Annotated in this window: 15 protein-coding genes; 6 read left to right on the top strand and 9 right to left on the bottom strand. The window is 42.8% G+C overall.

Annotated elements, in window-relative coordinates:
* The coding region (locus tag VB714_RS04480) for an EAL domain-containing protein (protein WP_323221597.1) at window positions 1–1,589 on the top strand (1,589 nt) is incomplete at its 5' end.
* A 59-nt stretch (window positions 1,590–1,648) separates the two neighbouring features.
* Here the strand turns inward: VB714_RS04480 and VB714_RS04475 are convergent.
* Window positions 1,649–5,476 (bottom strand): CHAT domain-containing protein, encoded by a 3,828-nt coding sequence (locus VB714_RS04475; RefSeq protein ID WP_323221595.1) that lies wholly within the window; start codon window positions 5,474–5,476, stop codon window positions 1,649–1,651.
* Window positions 5,477–5,579: 103 nt separating this feature from the next.
* Window positions 5,580–5,720, bottom strand: a complete 141-nt coding sequence (locus VB714_RS04470) for a hypothetical protein (RefSeq protein ID WP_323221593.1) — start codon at window positions 5,718–5,720, stop codon at window positions 5,580–5,582.
* 10 nt (window positions 5,721–5,730) lie between these two features.
* Here VB714_RS04470 and VB714_RS04465 point away from each other — a divergent pair, with 10 nt between their 5' ends.
* Window positions 5,731–7,410 (top strand): iron uptake porin, encoded by a 1,680-nt coding sequence (locus VB714_RS04465; RefSeq protein WP_323221591.1) that lies wholly within the window; start codon window positions 5,731–5,733, stop codon window positions 7,408–7,410.
* A gap of 6 nt (window positions 7,411–7,416) precedes the next feature.
* Here the strand turns inward: VB714_RS04465 and VB714_RS04460 are convergent, their stop codons facing one another.
* Complete coding sequence (locus VB714_RS04460) at window positions 7,417–8,268, bottom strand: pathogenesis-related family 1 protein (RefSeq protein ID WP_323221589.1); 852 nt, start codon at window positions 8,266–8,268, stop codon at window positions 7,417–7,419.
* A gap of 187 nt (window positions 8,269–8,455) precedes the next feature.
* Between VB714_RS04460 and VB714_RS04455 the strand changes: the two genes are divergently transcribed.
* From VB714_RS04455 to VB714_RS04440, 4 genes are all read left to right on the top strand, one after another.
* The gene (locus VB714_RS04455; protein WP_323221588.1) at window positions 8,456–8,920 is read left to right on the top strand and encodes a M67 family metallopeptidase; all 465 of its coding nucleotides are present in this window, start codon (window positions 8,456–8,458) and stop codon (window positions 8,918–8,920) included.
* Window positions 8,921–9,012: 92 nt separating this feature from the next.
* A complete protein-coding gene (gene psbQ, locus VB714_RS04450) occupies window positions 9,013–9,474 on the top strand; it encodes a photosystem II protein PsbQ (protein WP_323221585.1) in 462 nt (153 codons plus the stop codon).
* Window positions 9,471–10,568, top strand: a complete 1,098-nt coding sequence (locus VB714_RS04445) for an FAD-dependent oxidoreductase (protein WP_323221583.1) — start codon at window positions 9,471–9,473, stop codon at window positions 10,566–10,568. Before psbQ ends, VB714_RS04445 begins: the two co-directional genes overlap by 4 nt.
* A 22-nt stretch (window positions 10,569–10,590) precedes the next feature.
* Window positions 10,591–11,052, top strand: coding sequence for an SRPBCC family protein (locus VB714_RS04440; RefSeq protein WP_323221581.1), 462 nt, complete (start codon window positions 10,591–10,593; stop codon window positions 11,050–11,052).
* A 1-nt stretch (window position 11,053) separates the two neighbouring features.
* On the opposite strand, the gene VB714_RS04435 is transcribed toward VB714_RS04440, so the two are convergent.
* The 6 genes from VB714_RS04435 to VB714_RS04410 form a co-directional block, all read right to left on the bottom strand.
* Window positions 11,054–11,347, bottom strand: a complete 294-nt coding sequence (locus tag VB714_RS04435; RefSeq protein ID WP_204106098.1) for a DUF1778 domain-containing protein — start codon at window positions 11,345–11,347, stop codon at window positions 11,054–11,056.
* A 285-nt stretch (window positions 11,348–11,632) separates the two neighbouring features.
* A complete protein-coding gene (locus VB714_RS04430; protein ID WP_323221578.1) occupies window positions 11,633–13,216 on the bottom strand; it encodes a response regulator in 1,584 nt (527 codons plus the stop codon).
* 72 nt (window positions 13,217–13,288) lie between these two features.
* Entirely contained in the window at window positions 13,289–13,759 is a 471-nt protein-coding gene (locus tag VB714_RS04425; protein WP_323221576.1) for a DUF2358 domain-containing protein, read from the bottom strand.
* Between the two features lie 31 nt (window positions 13,760–13,790).
* Entirely contained in the window at window positions 13,791–14,507 is a 717-nt protein-coding gene (locus VB714_RS04420) for a cation diffusion facilitator family transporter (protein ID WP_323221574.1), read from the bottom strand.
* Between the two features lie 25 nt (window positions 14,508–14,532).
* The gene (phoU, locus tag VB714_RS04415) at window positions 14,533–15,204 is read right to left on the bottom strand and encodes a phosphate signaling complex protein PhoU (RefSeq protein ID WP_323221573.1); all 672 of its coding nucleotides are present in this window, start codon (window positions 15,202–15,204) and stop codon (window positions 14,533–14,535) included.
* Between the two features lie 102 nt (window positions 15,205–15,306).
* On the bottom strand, window positions 15,307–16,486 hold a 1,180-nt coding region (locus VB714_RS04410; RefSeq protein WP_323221571.1), incomplete at its 5' end, for a PAS domain-containing sensor histidine kinase.

Genomic DNA, 16,486 nt, shown 5'->3' with positions numbered 1-16,486 from the left:
AATCCGATCGCAGCATCGATATGGTACTCACAGATATTAATATGCCCGAAATGGATGGGCTAACTTTGTTGAATAAAATTGCGGAGATGGACTTGATTCTGAAAGCTGTTGTGATGTCTGCCTATGGAGATATGGACAATATTAGAACAGCGATGAATCGGGGGGCATTTGACTTTTTGATTAAGCCCATCGATCTCGACGATCTAGAAATTACAATTGATAAAACTCTCGCTTTTATCGGACAAACTCGCACCCGACAGCAAGAACTAGAAACCGCCCGAGAACGATTGCAATATCAAGCATTTTATGATTCTTTAACGGGACTTCCTAACCAAAGTTTATTTCTCGATTATATTCAACAATGCCTCTCTCAAAACCGACCATTTGCTATCCTCTCATTGGATGTCGAACGTTATCGATTAATCAAATCCAGTTTGGGGCGAACGATCGGAGAGCAATTATTAGTTGAAATGGTCGATCGCCTTCGTACTTGTATTCCTCTTAATACGACGCTTTCTCGGACGGGAAGTGATGAATTTGCAATTTTATTAGACAATTTATCTCAGACTAAAGATGCTCATTTCATTGCCGAGTCTATTCATCAATCTTTATCGAAACCTTTTGTTATTGAAGGGGAGGTAATTTCTTCTACTACTCGCATTGGTATCGCTTATAGTGATATGAATTACGAGCAACCCGCAGATTATTTACAAGCAGCAGATACAGCAATGGAATCTGCTAAAAAACAAGGCATGGGATCGACAGCCTTTTTCGATCGCCAAATGCACTCTGTAGCGATTAAACGCCTACAAGTTGAGGCAGATTTGGCGCGGGCAATTTCTACCGAGGAACTCATTCTTCACTATCAACCAATTGTTTCCCTCGCAGATGCAAAAATTGTTGGTTTTGAAGCCTTAGTGCGCTGGCAACATCCCACTAGAGGCTTAATTTCTCCAGGAGAATTTATTTCTGTGGCCGAACAAACTGGATTAATTGTTTCCCTCGGAAAATGGGTATTAGAAGAAGGAATTAAACATCTGAGTTTGTGGCGATCGCAATTTCCTTATCTCTCTGACTTAACGGTTAGTATTAATGTTTCTGGATTACAGCTTTTTACACCGGATTTTATTGAAATTCTAGAACGCCTTTTACAAAAATATGAGGTCACTGGAAACATTTTAAAATTAGAAATTACGGAAAGTATTCTGATTGATAATGCAGAAGCCGCAAAAAAGGTTTTCGAGCAACTGAAGCAAGGCAATATTCAGCTTTGTTTGGATGATTTTGGCACGGGTTATTCTTCTTTAGCGTATTTACATAATCTGCCTATCGATATGCTGAAAATCGATCGCTCTTTTATTAATTCTATGTTAGCATCTCAAAGAAATTTAAGATTGGTCAATGCAATTTTAAACCTGACAGAAAGTTTGGGTTTACAAGCCGTTGCAGAAGGAGTTGAAACCCGCGAACAAATGCAAAAATTACAAGAGTTAGATTGCCAATTTGCTCAAGGCCATTTCTTTGCGAAAGCGCTTCCTGCTGATGCTATTATTCCTTTATTAGAACGGGAAGTGATAATTGATAGTTGAGAGTTGATAATTGATAGTTGATAATTGATAATTGAGAGTTGAGAGTTGATAATTGATAGTTACCACGGAGAACCAATCATCGTAAAACCTGCCCAATAATAAGGATGTTGAAAGTTGCGATCGCTTAAATTTGCTAACTCGGGGGGCAATGTCACCCGTCCGAAAGGACTAACCAATTCACCAATTTTTTTACTGTCTAATTCACTCTCTTCTTTTTCCAAACGCACTTCTCCTTGAATTAAGGCCATTTGCCCTTGTCGTAAGGCTTGTGCTTTGGTTGGTGTTTCTCGTAACTGACGATAGAATTCTGTCATTAATGCTAAAGTTCCTGCATCATCGGCATACCAAAGACTGGCAACTGCGGAACTTATCCCGGATTGTATCGTTAACCCCGCAAAACCGTACTCGGCACTCTCGTCTCCCAAAGCCGTGCGACAGGCACTCAGGACCAATAACTCAATATTTGTTGCTCCCCAATTTAATGCTCCCATTTCCTCCAAAGTCAGAGGGCGATCCCAGAGTTGAATATAGGACTCGGAGGGAATACCGGGTTGAAATTGTCCGTGAGTGGCTAAATGGAGGATTTGTGTTTGGTTGCGTTGGGATTCCCGTTGCAAGGCCTTGAGAGTAAAGGTTTCGTTGAGGAAGGTTTCTGGGGCATTGAATTTTTGGGCAATGGTATCGACCTCCACGGGAACTGCTGGTAAAGCACCATTATTGGTAAATTTTGACATCCCCATCGCAACAACTGAACTGTTACGAATATCAACGTAATGAGGGGGGACTAAATACAGACTGGGAACGAGGGATAGGGCATAATTCTCGACTAAAAACTTATTACCATCGTGCAGCGCTGCCATAGGGAGGGTTCGCAAGCCGTCATCGAGGACGAACATGATGGTTTTAATCGCAAAATGCTGTAGGTCCTTTTCTGCGGGGGCAATTAACCATTTGTAGAGTTGCTGTGCGGGGGCGAGATAGCGGGTATTACGACGGTGGAGGGGATGGGCGATCGCGTTTTGAAAATTATAGATTTCCGCGAGGAGAGTTTCCTGGGAAATATCGGGGATGCTGTAGTGGATGGGTTCGCTGGTGGGGGGGACGAGGATCAGATCGAGGCGATCGCTACGGCTAAAAATATAAAGGCTTGCGGTCATTTCCCCCGTCTCCTTACTCATGCGATGGAGAGTCAATTGCAGGTCTTCTAGAGAAGGGACGTTGGTGGCTTTATCTTTGCTAAAATAGCTCAAAAAACTTTGAGAATGGTAAGCATCTAAGGTGACGATCGCCTCTTCGATATTGCCGCGATCGAGCAAATTGCCGACACGATCTCGAGATAAAGTTAAGGACTCGCTATTCGAGTTGAGTGAAGATACAGATAGCGTCGAAAGCGATCGCGTTTGGAGAGGAGAAACAAGAGATGCAGGCAAAGATATTGTTGTGGTTGTGGGTGTGAGTGTGGGTGTGGGTGTGGGTGTTGTGGTTGGTGTGGGTGTGAGTGTGGGTGTTGTGGTTGTGGGTGTAGGTGGTGAAATAAAAGTTTCAATATTAGCGATCCCCAATGTCCCCGTTGCCGTACCGTTAAAGATATCGACGGAAACAGCATTGCCATAATTGGCATAATCAAGGGTATCAAAACCCGCTCCCCCATCAATATTGCCATTAAAATTAACACCACTGGTGAAAGCAAAAGTATCATCGGCATTCCCTCCAGTAATTTTGGCGACATTGCTAAAAGTTAAACTATTAGCCAAACCTCCCAAACTGCCACTATTACTTCCCGTTAGCGTCCAAGCTGCATTTTGATTTGCACCGATAAAATTACCGGCTCCAGCGATATGAGTGGGTTGGATTAAACTATTTGGGTCGCTTAAAGTAATATTCCCTGTCCCATCGGTTCGACCGATGGTAACAGAACTAAATCCATTTTGTAGGGTTTGCAGTTCACTGGTCGTCAGGTCTAATGCTGTTAGGAGCGTTCCCGTACCCCCTAAAATAATATCTCGGCTTGCGGTCGCGGTTTCTAACACGAGATTGCCTGTACCATTAATGGTTGTCGGAATCGCGAGATTAATGATATCGCTGCGAATGGTCAGGTCTTGAGTTGAAATCGTGGGAGTATTGTTAAAAGTAACTTCATTTTTGCCATTGAGAGTTATTTTACCCGTTCCCGCATTGATGTCCTGAACAAAAAGCCTAGCTCCGGTCAAGTTCAGATCTGCTCCATTGGTGTTGATTATAGAACCATTTGCCATATTAACATCGCCAATTCCGTCATTATCGGCATCAGCGATAAAGGCGATCGCAGTAGCTCCCGCAAAATTCAACGTGGCATTATTGAGAAAAATATTGTTATTGGCTTGGAAAGTAACCGAAGTTGCTGCCGTAAAGTTGAGGCTAACGCCAATATTGGTAGAAATATCTTGTGTTGCTTGGAGAAGAATCGTACCGCTTAAACTCTGTAATGTTCCCGTAGAAATTGTAAAGGTTGTTGCTCCGCCATCTGCAAAGAGAATCTGATTGTCTCCAAGTGCTGCATCATTAGCTTGGCTTCCTGCGGCTCCTGTAACAATGTTAATATTTTGTGGGTCGAGAAGAATAAATCCGTCTTGACCTTGGGAAGCACTAACATCAATATCGCCGCGAAAGATGAGGTCTTGTTTCCCCGAAGTTTCTACAAAACCACCATTCCCTCCATGCTGTCCCCCTCTGGCACTGATATTGCCATAAAATCCCGTTATTTCATCTGCCCAGACTATAACTCGTCCCCCATCCCCCTCCGAGAGGGCATCGGTGCGGATAGTAGAATTGGCATCAATATAAACCCGATCGCCTGTCGGTAAATCTCCCAATCCTTGATATTCTCCCCCGATTAATACCGTACCGCCCCCACTGTCTCCCGAAGCGTCAATATTGGCGTTAAATAGGGCAAGGCGATCGCCAAATATCCCTACATTTCCCCCCACACTTCCTAATGTTCCCAAACTAACATCAACGTTTCCCGTAACAATTGCCGTTCCTGTTTCCCAAGGGATATTTTCTCCGGAAGCGAGTTGAACTTCTCCTGTATTATTTGTTTTTAAACCTGTCTCTATCCCTTGAGATTCTGCCCCTACCAGTAAAGCCGGCAAATCAAGGGCAGTCAGGGTTAAGGGATTTCCGGTTGCTGAAGTGGGAATGTCCGGTTCGAGGCTTAAAATCATTCCTGCTTGGGAGATTTTGACACGATTGGTTCCCGGTATAGCTGCGATCGTAATATTTCCTCCCGGTGCATTCAATTGCCCAGTATTAATAACTGTTCCCCCCGTCAGCATTATATTATGACCCGTTCCTACGCTTAAATTTCCGGCATTAATAAGAGGTGCCGCGTTATCAATTCCGAAATCAAAACTGGTGGGCATTCCGAGTAAACTATCATAATCATTGCTGCCGATCGCCTGAAAAATGCGATCGCCTCCAAACCCAATTCCCGTCGCTGTCGTCGCGAAAAAGTCCCCCGGCACATTTAAACTAGCATTGCTTCCGAAGACAATTCCCGCCGGGTTCATTAAATAAAGATGAGAATTACCGCCACTCACTTGCAGCAATCCGTTAATAAGAGAAGGATTGCCTCCTGTTACTCTGGCCAGAATATTTTCAATATTAGGTTGCGAGAGAAAATGAGCAATTTCTCCCGCACTTAAACCAAATTCTTGAAAGCTATGAAATAAATTAGTTCCGGTTTGGGTTCCACCTTGAATCAAATAAGTATTACTATTCCGATTGACATTAGTACCCGTGCCATCGGATGCCGATTCAATCGAATCTGCCCTCACCTTCAAGGAGGTGAGGCTATTAAACCCCAAAATAATTGCGAGAGAAAAAATAAAGGCAATGCGATCGCTCATGAGCGTAGTTTTATTTCAAAAATCAAGAGCTAGTTCCATTCTAACCTTGCAATATTTTTTGTTACGAAATAATTTTCTAAATGTGCTAATTGTGGCGGTAAGGTCACTCGTCCAATAACTCTCCTTCTTGTTTCTGCGCGATCGCCCTCTTTAAGTCGCCACTATCGAGTACATTGGCAATTTGCTGGCGATCGAATATCTTATGGATATCGTCAAAATAGGCCAAAATTAGAAAAATTTCCAATCAATCTCAAATGATGTTATTTAAAAATCCAAAATGGGAAGCTGTACTTGCTTTCTGTACTGTTTTAGCATTTGTCTCACCTCTCAACGCCCAAACGCTTACAGAACTTGAATTTAGCGACGATTCTCCCATGTCTCAAATCAATCGCGTATCTGACTTTCGCGATGTTTCTCCTCAAGACTGGGCTTACCAAGCCCTTCGGGATCTGGTTGCTCGTTATGATTGTTTGGCAGGATATCCTGATGGCCAATATAAGGGCGATCGCCCTCTCTCTCGCTACGAATTTGCGGCGGCATTAAATGCTTGCTGGCAACAAATTGAACGGCTAATTGCTCAAACCAGTTCTGAATTTGTCTCGCGAGAGGATTTGGAGACAATCTTACAACTCACGAGGGATTTTAACAACGATGTTGCAGTAGTACGAGGGCGCACGGATGGTTTAGAAGCGCGAGTGCAGGAGTTGGAGGCAAATATGTTTTCCACGACAACAAAACTGACGGGAGAGGCTATTTTTGCCTTGAGTGATGTTTTGGGTGCAAACAATATTACTGATATTTTTCGCAGTCGTACTAATGCCGATACAGAAACGGTGTTTCAATACCGATCGCGCTTCAATTTCGATACCAGTTTTTACGGAGGCGATCGCCTGAGAACTCAGATTTCTGCGAGTAATGCAGTGCCTTTGTTCGCCTCGGGGGGAAATACGGGGGGGACAAATGCGGCCAGTTTACTCTCTTCTAATGATGGTCGTCTAGCTTTGGACACTTCTACAGTCAGCGAAAATACTAATTCTGTTTTTCTCGATCTGCTCAGTTATCGCTTTCCTGTGGGTAAAAATGGTATGGTGCATCTTTTCGCCACAGGAGGCTCCCATTTTGACTATGCAGAGACGCTAAACCCTTATTTAGATGACCAAGATGGCGGCCAAGGGGCTTTATCTCGTTTTGGACAGCGCAACCCTCTTTATGCGATCGGGGGAGAAGGGGGAGGAGTAGGCTTAAATTATCGGTTTGGGGAAGGTTTGCGGGTCGATGTAGGCTATTTAGCGAACAATGCGAATGAACCCGATGAAGGTTTATTTAATGGTAATTATTCTCTCATGGGGCAGGTTGTTTTGGGTTCTCCCGATTCTTTCCAATTTGGGTTAACTTATCTGCATAATTATAGCCTGGCAAATACGTTTCGCTTTGGGGGGAGTGGGGTTGCTACGGGGTCATTTTCTGCCAATCTCATTCCTCTTGCTTTAAATGCTAATACCGGACGAACAGATAGTGCTTTTGATACTCCTGTTGTCGGTAATTCTTACGGGTTATCGGCATTTTATCAACTCGATGAGGGTTTTGCAATTTCGGCATGGGCTGGTTTAACTAAGGCCAAGTTTATTGAGTTTGGGGATGGAGAAATTTGGAACTATGCGATCGCGTTTGCTTTTCCCGATCTGGGGAAGGAAGGGAATTTGGGTGCCTTGATTTTGGGATCTGAACCTACTCTTAAAGGGGTGCGATCGGGGAGTAATTCTGTGCCTTTACTCGATCGCGATAATGTCTGGCACGTTGAGGCACTCTACCGCTATCAAGTTAGCGATCGCATTGCTGTAACTCCTGGTATAATTTGGCTTCCTTCTCTCAATCAGAATAGTGGCAATGATGATGCTTTTATCTTCACCCTACAAACTCATTTTGAGATTTGATGAGATTTAATAGGGCTTCCGTCCGACAATATTTCCGGGAGGATTGTAATTACAAACCCAAACTTCGCGATCGCTATTTCGGGCTACAGCACAACCTACTTCTCGAGTGCTATTCCAAACAACTTGGGTATAGTGACCGCACATTTTATTCGGTTTACAACTGTTATTATTATAGTTGTAATCTTTAACTTCATCTCCCCACATATTTACAACTCTTTCTGGGCTTAATTGTTGTCCAGATGCCGATGCCAAATTTTCCCCATAAGGTGAGTTTTGACGGTGTTCAAACTTATTCTCGCGTAACAGTTTATTCGCCCATTCTTGAGCATAATTTGCCAAATCTGGCGACCATTGTAGGGGAGAAACCCCCACTTTCTGCCGCCATTGATTATGGGTATTTAACATTTGCTCAATCCCCGTTTGGCTGGCCAGATCGTAAACATTAGTTGCAATGCCGCGCTGTTGAGCTTCTTGTAATGTTAAAATGCGATCGCGCGTCACTCTCGTTTCTGTCGTGTTATTGGCAACATAAGAAACTTCATATTGTTCTCCTGTAGAACTATTCCACTGCCAACCCATTAGAATTGCCTCATACCATTGTCCTTGTTTGCGAACGTAAACGGGGCTACCATCAAGGGGAATTGTTGGACTTTGTGCCATAAGATTAGTTTCTCGATTATTCTCTAGAGTATTTTTGGGTTGAGTCGGAGATGTTGTTTTATGGGTTTCTGATTGATTTTCGGAAGATAACCTTAAATCTGGGAGAGTTTTCTCTGAAGGTTGAGAAGTTGCAGAAATTCGCAGCAGACTTGCCAAGACTAAGATAGATAAAGGTATTAAAACTTTTTGTAGTGCCATAATTCAGGATATCCTAGAAGAATCAAATACAAAGGGTTTGGAAACCAAATACAAAGGAACCAAATACAGAGGGTTTGGAAACCAAACCCCTACAGGATAACTTATTTTTTATATTGCAACAAGCCGATTAGTATTCTTCTGCAACAAATAAATCTATTTTTAACAATTCTACATTTAAGGAGCTTTAATGGTTATTCAGATCAAATCGGAACAATTCCAGAGCCTTTTTCGTCACGCGGAGAAAACCTATCCGGAAGAATGTTGCGGCATTATCTTAGGGGAAATTGAAGGCGATCGCAAAGTTATTCTCGATCTGATTCCCACTCGAAATACTTGGAATGAAGAAGACTCGAAATATTTACAAGAAATTGTTAATCTAGCCGATCGCAGTGGTGAAAAAGCGAGAAATTTTTCCATTGCCCCAGAAGACTTATTAAAAGCACAAAAAGAGGCACGCGATCGCCATATTATTGTCTTGGGATTCTATCATTCTCACCCCGACACAGCCGCAATTCCTTCCGAATTCGATCGCGCGATCGCTTGGTCTGATTATTCTTACTTAATTATTGCCGTTAACCAAGGAAAAGCCAATGATGTACAAAGCTGGACTCTCGATCGACAGCAACAATTTCAATCTGAAATCATACAATAGATAATTGAAACATTTCTTTACATTTCGTTAGGCTCGAACCCCAGAACGTTCTATGCTGTTAAGTCGAGTTACTTTGTTGTAAAACCTAAATTATGAAACGCTTGCGGTCTATATTACCGATTGTGTTAGCGGCCTTCGCTATCCTATTGGTCAGTTGCGGGGGTAATGTTGCGAAAGCACCTCCAGTTTACACCCCGGAAAAAATTGCCGAGATTCAAAGATACATGACTCCGGTATACAGCGCCCAAGAGCGGATGCCTGAGTTAGCTGAGTATATTGAGTCAGAGGATTGGAAGAATGTAGATTCTTTCATCCACGGACCCCTCGGTGGATTGAGTGGTTCCATGAGCTATATTAATCGTGCGGTTGTTCTGTCAAAGGATCGACCGGCTCTGACAGAATTATATGAGGCTTTTTACGAAGATATCGAGCGCTTGGATGCTGCGGCCGGATTTAAGATGTATAGTTCTGCGATCGACGAGTACAAGAGCGTGTTAAAAGACTTGGATGAGTATATTGACACGATCCCCACGGAAAGCGATATTGCTTCATGAGGCGAGTTGTCGTGATTGGGAGCGGTATCGTTGGAGCCGCGATCGCCTATGAACTCAGTTCGATTCCTAATTTACAGGTTACTTTAGTGGATCGACAAGTTCCGGCATCGGGTGCCACCGGTGCCGCTCTCGGGGTGTTAATGGGGGTTATTAGCCAGAAAACCAAGGGACGACGCTGGCAATTGCGTTGCACCAGTTTGGCTTATTATGAGGCGCTTCTGCCTCAATTGGAGTCTCTGACGGGAGAAACAATTCCTTCTAATTGTCACGGACTGGTTAAACTTCTTTTTGCGGGAGACGATCGCCAGAAATGGGAAAATTTAGCCCAAATTCGCCTATCTCAGGGGTACGAGTTGCAGCTTTGGGATCGGCAAACTTTGCAGAAATATTGTCCTCAAGTGTGTTGCGATCGCGCGATCGGTGCGGTTTATTCCCCCCAAGACAAACAGATCGACCCCACCTCCCTCACTCGCGCTCTGGTTGCAGCAGCCCAAATACAAGGGATTGAGTGGCAATTTGATACTGAGGTTCGAGATTGCCGCTCAACCCTGCTTAATGGCGCTCAAAACCGCCAATGCAGGCAAGTTGAAACAACCAAAGGTATTCTTGAATTTGACGATCTGATTATTGCCGCAGGACTGGGATCGACTTCTCTCACTACTCACTTAAAACAAGCCGTTGATATTCGTCCGGTGTTGGGACAAGCACTCCATCTCAAGTTAGCTAATCCTTTGGGAAATCTTGATTTTCAACCCGTGATTACTGGCAATGATATTAATCTAGTTCCTTTGGGACAAGGGGAATATTGGTTAGGTGCAACGGTGGAGTTTCCCGATGCAGAGGGGGAAGTCATTGCAGATCGAACCTTATTGGCAAAAATGAAAGCAGAGGCGATCGTCTTTTGTCCCGATATTGAAGATGGGGAAGTCTTGCGATCGTGGTGGGGAAAGCGTCCTCGTCCCGAAGGTCAACCGGCTCCAATTATTACTCGCTTATCCGGTTATGATAATGTTCTCCTCGCAACGGGTCACTATCGCAACGGCATATTACTTGCTCCTGCTACGGCTTTAGCGATTCGAGAAGAATTTATTTGATTAAAAATTTATTTGATAGATTATGAAATTAGAGCAATCGATTACCATTAATGCAAGTGTTGCTGTTGTCGAACGGTGCATCGTCGATCGCGATTTAATGCACTGTTGGCTAAATTCATCTTTGCGGTGCGAACCTATAGGAGAATGGGGTACGGAAGTTGGCGATCGCAGTCGCTTTATTGTTAAGTTTTCCCCGCTTCCCCTCGTGTTAGAAAATACAGTCATTGAGCGAGAATTGGGTCTAGTGGTCTGGGAATTTCAAGGTTTTTTTCAGGGACGCGATCGCTGGGAATGTCAAGAGACTGACGAGGGAACAATTTTATTAAATTGTTTTGAGTTTGCAATTCCTAATCCCTTCATTCGTTGGGGATTTCGCTTATTTGCGTTAACTTGGACTCAAAAGGACATGAAGGCACAACTCCAACGCTTAAAACGGGTTGCAGAAGGACTCGAACAGCATTCACCCGGAAAACCTGATAGCTAACTTACAACAACCAATTTTCATCTTTTTCTCTTGGAGCAGTTCCTGAACTTAAAGGGCGATCGCCTTGAGGAGGAGCTTGTAAGTTTAATTGTAACTTTTCTCGGCCGCGATCGCTCAACACTAAAGCGTCGGGTTCCGGGTCCGGTATTGCATCTCTTGCGGCATCTAAAACCAGTTTGAGCAAATATTCAGTTAAAGTCATACAATGCTTGGCTGCTGCGCGATCGAGAATTTTCTTATGTTCTCGATTTAATTGCAGGGTAATTGTTTCTTGAATTTCCGTCGAGAGGGACATTAAATTTATCTTCTATTGGTTTATGGCTCTATTATGCTCTATTTGGTTCCCAATCGATCGCCCTCTGGTTCAGAATATGAATTTTAGTAGTAACCCGAGTTGCTAGTTACAAATAGGATACGTTTCGATCCCCCTAAATCCCCCTTAAAAAGGGGGACTTCCGGATTCTCCCCCCTTAAAAAGGGGGACTTCCGGATTTTCCCCCCTTAAAAAAGGGGACTTCCGGATTCTCCCCCCTTATTAAGGGGGGCTGGGGGGGATCAAATCAATAACTAGCAAGTTGAGTTAGTACGGCGATCGCATTACTAATGAATTTGTTTCAGAGTAGATTTGTATTCGTCTGAGACGATTGAGAATGCGATCGGCTAATTCTTGGCCAAGAATTGGCTTATTGACAAAATCATCAGCACCGCTCGCAAAAGCACGATTTTGCGTCTCAATATCTGTATGAGTCGTGAGAAATAACACTGGTAAACGCTGCCAATAAGGATGACTGCGTAGCACTTGGCATAACTCAATCCCACTAATATAAGGCATTTCTACATCCAGAACTAATAAATCTGGGGCGATCGCTTGCAATACATCCCAAAATTGCCTGGAATCATCTAATGTTGTTAGATTAAATCTCCAAGGATGAAGCAGAGAAGGCAGGGATTTTAATAAGTCTAGATCATCATCGACAATCATCACTTTATATTCAATCTGAGAACGCTGTAAAATTGGCATAATTGAGGCGATCGTTTGCTCGGGGGTTGCGGGTTCTCGAAGTAGAAAACATCCCCCTCGACGCGCAACTTCTAGGCGATCGGCAAAGGTATCGCGATCGCCGATCGCAATAATCGGTAAGGAAGGCGATCGCAAGGAGAGTTCGGAAATTGCCGACAAACGTTCTGCTAAAACCGTCGAATGTTTGCTTAATGGATGAGAATCCAAAAAAGATAATTTGAGCAATGCGGCATCTGGGAGTAATTGGGAATTGGCATTCAAAAAAAAGCGAATTTCTCTGGGATTTAAGACAATTTCTATATTAATTCCCTGCTCTTTGGCTGCACTTTCTAAAGATTCAATGAAGTGCGAATTATCATCAATTATTAACAACAAAGGTGGATTTTTAAAAAGATTTTTGGTTGGTTCTTTGATGCTATTCCCCATATATTTAGCTTGTTTAACCGGTTCGGGAAATCTTTCCGACTCGGGGAGTGTTTTCAAGCGATAACCTTGTCCTCTGACAGTTTCAATAAAATTGCGAGGGGCTCCTGCTTGTTGTAGTTTTCGACGCAGACTCTTTAAATGCGATCGCACGGTTGCTGGAGAAGGTTCTTCATCGGCATTCCATAAACCTTCGATAATATCATTAACATCTAGAACACTGCGATCGTGGTGTAAAAGTAATTCTAGAAAAGTGTATTCTTTTGCCGTCAGTGAGAGCATTTTACCATTATAACTGACTTCTTGACTGCAAGTATTGAGTTGCAGTTCTCCCCAATACAAAATGGAGAGAAAATTGCCACTTTCTCTTCGCAATAAAACTCGAATGCGAGCATTTAGTTCTTCAAAATTGAAGGGTTTAACAGCATAGTCATCGGCTCCAGCATCGAGAGCCTGAATTTTGTCCGTGCTAGTATTTTTGGCTGTTAAAAAAAGCATGGGCATTTGATAGTCATTTTCTCGGAAGTGCCGACACAAATCAATGCCATTAATATCAGGTAAAACCATTTCTAAAATAATCAGATCGTAGGTATAAGTAGAACCATAAGTCCAACCTTGTTCGCCATTAAAAACGGCATCAACTACATAATTACACTCCGTTAAACTCCTTTTGAGAGATTCAACTAATATTTTATCATCATCAATTAATAAAATTCGCATAATTTATGATTTTATTCACATTCCTGCAAGATAAAAATCTATATCCCTAGATATTGTTATGGCGATCGCCTACTATTTTGCATCAATTACTTCTGATTTAAAAAACTGTTTGAGAATTTGCCAAGGTGAACGATCCCAGCGATCGCAATGCTCGTAAATTAAGCCTGCTTCTGTTAGTTTATAAGTTGAATTACCATTAAATAATACCTTTGCTTGCCAAGGTAATCGTAATGTTCCTCTTACTGTCCAATCAACGATAATATCATCTTTTGGGGTAGTCTCGATCTGATGCACATCAAAATAAATATCGGTAAAAAATAGACGAGCATGAAATCGTAGCGTCCAAAAAATAATGCGATAATTAAACTTTCCTTTAAACCGACTAATGGGATCGCGAAATTCTATATTTTCTGTATAAATATCATAGTTAATATCGCGCTCAAATAACGTGGGTAAGTCATCAGAAAGGGTTTGAATAATTTGTTTGACTTGAAGATTATATTTTTCTTCGGAAGTTAGTATTTTTGGGGTATTAGTTTTCATCTTGATTGGGTTGATAAAGGAAATCTTGGGATTATTTTTGTTTATCGAGTACATCCTTGAGGGAAGGATAAAAAAGTTGCTCGATCGCCTCGCGATCGCGATCGCAAACTGGAGAGAATGACTCGATCTCCGCACTAAATAATCTTTGCAGACTTTGTACCAGTAACGGTAATGCTAACAGTGCGATCGCACCACAAACCAATAAACTAACAACACCATCTGCCCAAAACCAGTGTAACCAGATTACCGCGATCGCGGCCAAAATAACCCCGAAAGAGGAAACCACATCGGCAATAACATGAAAAAAGGCACTTTTAAGATTAAGATCGCCACAACTGCATCGATATAACCCCATCGCATTAATGCTATTGACAATCAGCCCTAAGATTGCCAATAATAACATGGGCAATCCTTGTACTTCTGGATGAGGGGAATTAAGTCGCAGAATTGCTTCCCATCCTACCCAAATTGCAACCCCTAATAAACTTAAACCATTCACTAATGCAGCGATCGCTTCAATTTTAGAAGGAGTGCAGTTAGTTGGCGATCGCACCCCTTTTTCCTCAAAACGAGAAGTTAACCAAGTTGCAGTTAAAGTAACACCCAAAGCTGCAATATCAGAAAAAACATGACCCGCATCAGCCACCAATGATAAACTATGGCTCAAAGTAGCTGCCAATAACTCTGCTACAAAAAAACAACTCAAAAGCAATAAAGCGAATTGTAAAAGCCTTGTTTTTTTCCCCATTGATAATTGTTGATTTAGAATTGATTTATCCTCTTTGTCCCGTGACAATATAAGCGACACGCTGACCGATATTCGTTGCATGATCTGCCATACGCTCTAAGTGGCGAATTGTCAAGACCATTAACAAAATTGGTTCTATGGATCCCTTAATATCCTTTGCTTCCGCAAAAGTTTGATAAAGGCGATCGTAAGCATCATCCACCAGATCGTCCATTACTTTCACTCGTCTTCCTGCGGTTGCATCTAGCTCCGTTAAAGCGACTAAACTAGCTGCCAGCATCATTTGAGCATTATGGGACATTTCCTCAATATCTGGCAAGCAGGGATGGGGAGAATAAGGAGCTAATTTCATAGCTAATTCTGCCAAATCTTGGGAATAATCGCCGATCCTTTCTAAATCTCGCACGAGTTGCATAAACGCATTTAATAATCGCAAATCCAAAGCAACGGGACGCTGTAATGTAATGATTTTGGCACAATCGAGTTCAATTTGACGATAATAAATATCAATTTGTTTCTCGATCGCATCAATTTGCGCGATCGCGTCCAAATTTCTCGCAAAGAGCGCTTGGTGACTTAAACGAAAAGATTGCTCAACTAATGTTCCCATTCGCAATACTTCTTGATCGAGTTCTTTGAGAGCGCGTTCGAGTTGCGTGGGAGGTGTAATATCATGAGTGTGAGTAGAAAGAGGCATTTAACAAAAGGAAAGTGAATTTAGTAATTTAAAAAGAAACTGAAAGAGAAAAACCCTAAAGAATTAAATATTAGAACAACGATCGCAAGAAAACGTTAAGATTTAATGAAAATTGGGTAATTTTATCTGTAACCATGCTCCACCGGTTTCAGGATGGTTTCTCGCCCGAATATTGCCACCATGAGCAATAATAATTTGTTGGGCAATGCTTAACCCCAAACCACTCCCTCGACGCAGGGGAGAAACATTAGAAGAGGAGGAAACTAAATTCCTGTGCCGAGAAGCATCTCCACGATACAAGCGCTCAAATACTCGTTCTAAGTCTGACTCACGAAAGCCACAGCCCGAGTCAATCACATCAATTGTAATCCAAAATTCAGCATCGGTGCGTGTTTCTAAGGGGTTATCTACTGTGACTTCAACCCGAAGGGAGCCGCGATCGCCACTATGCTTGATACCGTTGTCGAGAATATTGAGAAAAACCTGCACGAGGCGATCGCGATCGCCCCAAATTTCTAGGGACTCTTCCCCTAAGTAATTAAATGTTAACCCTTTTGCTTCGGCGAGGGGGCGGAGAATTTGCCAAACTGATAAAAGTAATGCTTTCAGGTTCAAAAATTGGCGATCGAGGCACACTTCAGATTGTTGTTGCAGTTGGGTCACATCTAAAGAATCGCGAATGAGAGAAATGAGGCGATCCAGTTCTCCTCTCATTTGTATTACCCATGTTTTTAGGGAGGGATCGACCCGAGTATGTAGAGCTTCCGTGACGAGAGAGATAGAAGTGAGAGGAGTTCGCAGTTCGTGGGTTAGATCGGAAAAAACGCGATCGCGGGAGGCGATCGCCTCAACGATCGGTTGTCGATTTTCCAGAAAAACCCCCACTTGTCCTTCCGGTAGAGGCAAACTCAAGGCACGTAAAGTTAAAGAATAATCCAGCGATCGCGCATCTTCTCGCACAAAAGAGGTCAATTGATACACCCATTCTTGTTCTTGGGGAGTTTGCTGGTTTCGAGTTTGTTCGATCAGCCGATCCAATTCATAAGAACGAACCAATTCTAACAATAAGCGTTGGCGATCGGGGTTCCAGCGATCGATCTTTAAAATCTGCCGAGAATACTGATTGCACCAGAGTAACTGATTGAAGCGATCGACCTGTAAATAGCCGATGGGTGCCGCTTCGAGTATCTGTTGCAGGAGTTGTAACGCTGCTTCGAGTTGTTGGTGCGATCGCGACACTAAACTAATCCCCCCACGCAAGCGAGATAAAATCGGCAGGGAA

This window comes from Spirulina sp. 06S082 (assembly GCF_034932145.1).
Lineage (GTDB): Bacteria > Cyanobacteriota > Cyanobacteriia > Cyanobacteriales > Spirulinaceae > CCY15215.
This window is presented reverse-complemented; position numbering and strand designations above follow the sequence as displayed.

What these genes read in the sequence shown, in the direction of transcription:
- psbQ (WP_323221585.1), top strand. Translation starts at nt 9,013, where the DNA reads ATGAAACGCTTGCGGTCTATATTACCGATTGTGTTAGCGGCCTTCGCT.
- VB714_RS04445 (WP_323221583.1), top strand. Translation starts at nt 9,471, where the DNA reads ATGAGGCGAGTTGTCGTGATTGGGAGCGGTATCGTTGGAGCCGCGATC.
- VB714_RS04435 (WP_204106098.1), bottom strand. Translation starts at nt 11,347, where the DNA reads ATGTCCCTCTCGACGGAAATTCAAGAAACAATTACCCTGCAATTAAAT.
- VB714_RS04465 (WP_323221591.1), top strand. Translation starts at nt 5,731, where the DNA reads ATGATGTTATTTAAAAATCCAAAATGGGAAGCTGTACTTGCTTTCTGT.
- VB714_RS04455 (WP_323221588.1), top strand. Translation starts at nt 8,456, where the DNA reads ATGGTTATTCAGATCAAATCGGAACAATTCCAGAGCCTTTTTCGTCAC.
- VB714_RS04460 (WP_323221589.1), bottom strand. Translation starts at nt 8,268, where the DNA reads ATGGCACTACAAAAAGTTTTAATACCTTTATCTATCTTAGTCTTGGCA.
- VB714_RS04430 (WP_323221578.1), bottom strand. Translation starts at nt 13,216, where the DNA reads ATGCGAATTTTATTAATTGATGATGATAAAATATTAGTTGAATCTCTC.
- VB714_RS04475 (WP_323221595.1), bottom strand. Translation starts at nt 5,476, where the DNA reads ATGAGCGATCGCATTGCCTTTATTTTTTCTCTCGCAATTATTTTGGGG.
- phoU (WP_323221573.1), bottom strand. Translation starts at nt 15,204, where the DNA reads ATGCCTCTTTCTACTCACACTCATGATATTACACCTCCCACGCAACTC.
- VB714_RS04425 (WP_323221576.1), bottom strand. Translation starts at nt 13,759, where the DNA reads ATGAAAACTAATACCCCAAAAATACTAACTTCCGAAGAAAAATATAAT.
- VB714_RS04420 (WP_323221574.1), bottom strand. Translation starts at nt 14,507, where the DNA reads ATGGGGAAAAAAACAAGGCTTTTACAATTCGCTTTATTGCTTTTGAGT.
- VB714_RS04440 (WP_323221581.1), top strand. Translation starts at nt 10,591, where the DNA reads ATGAAATTAGAGCAATCGATTACCATTAATGCAAGTGTTGCTGTTGTC.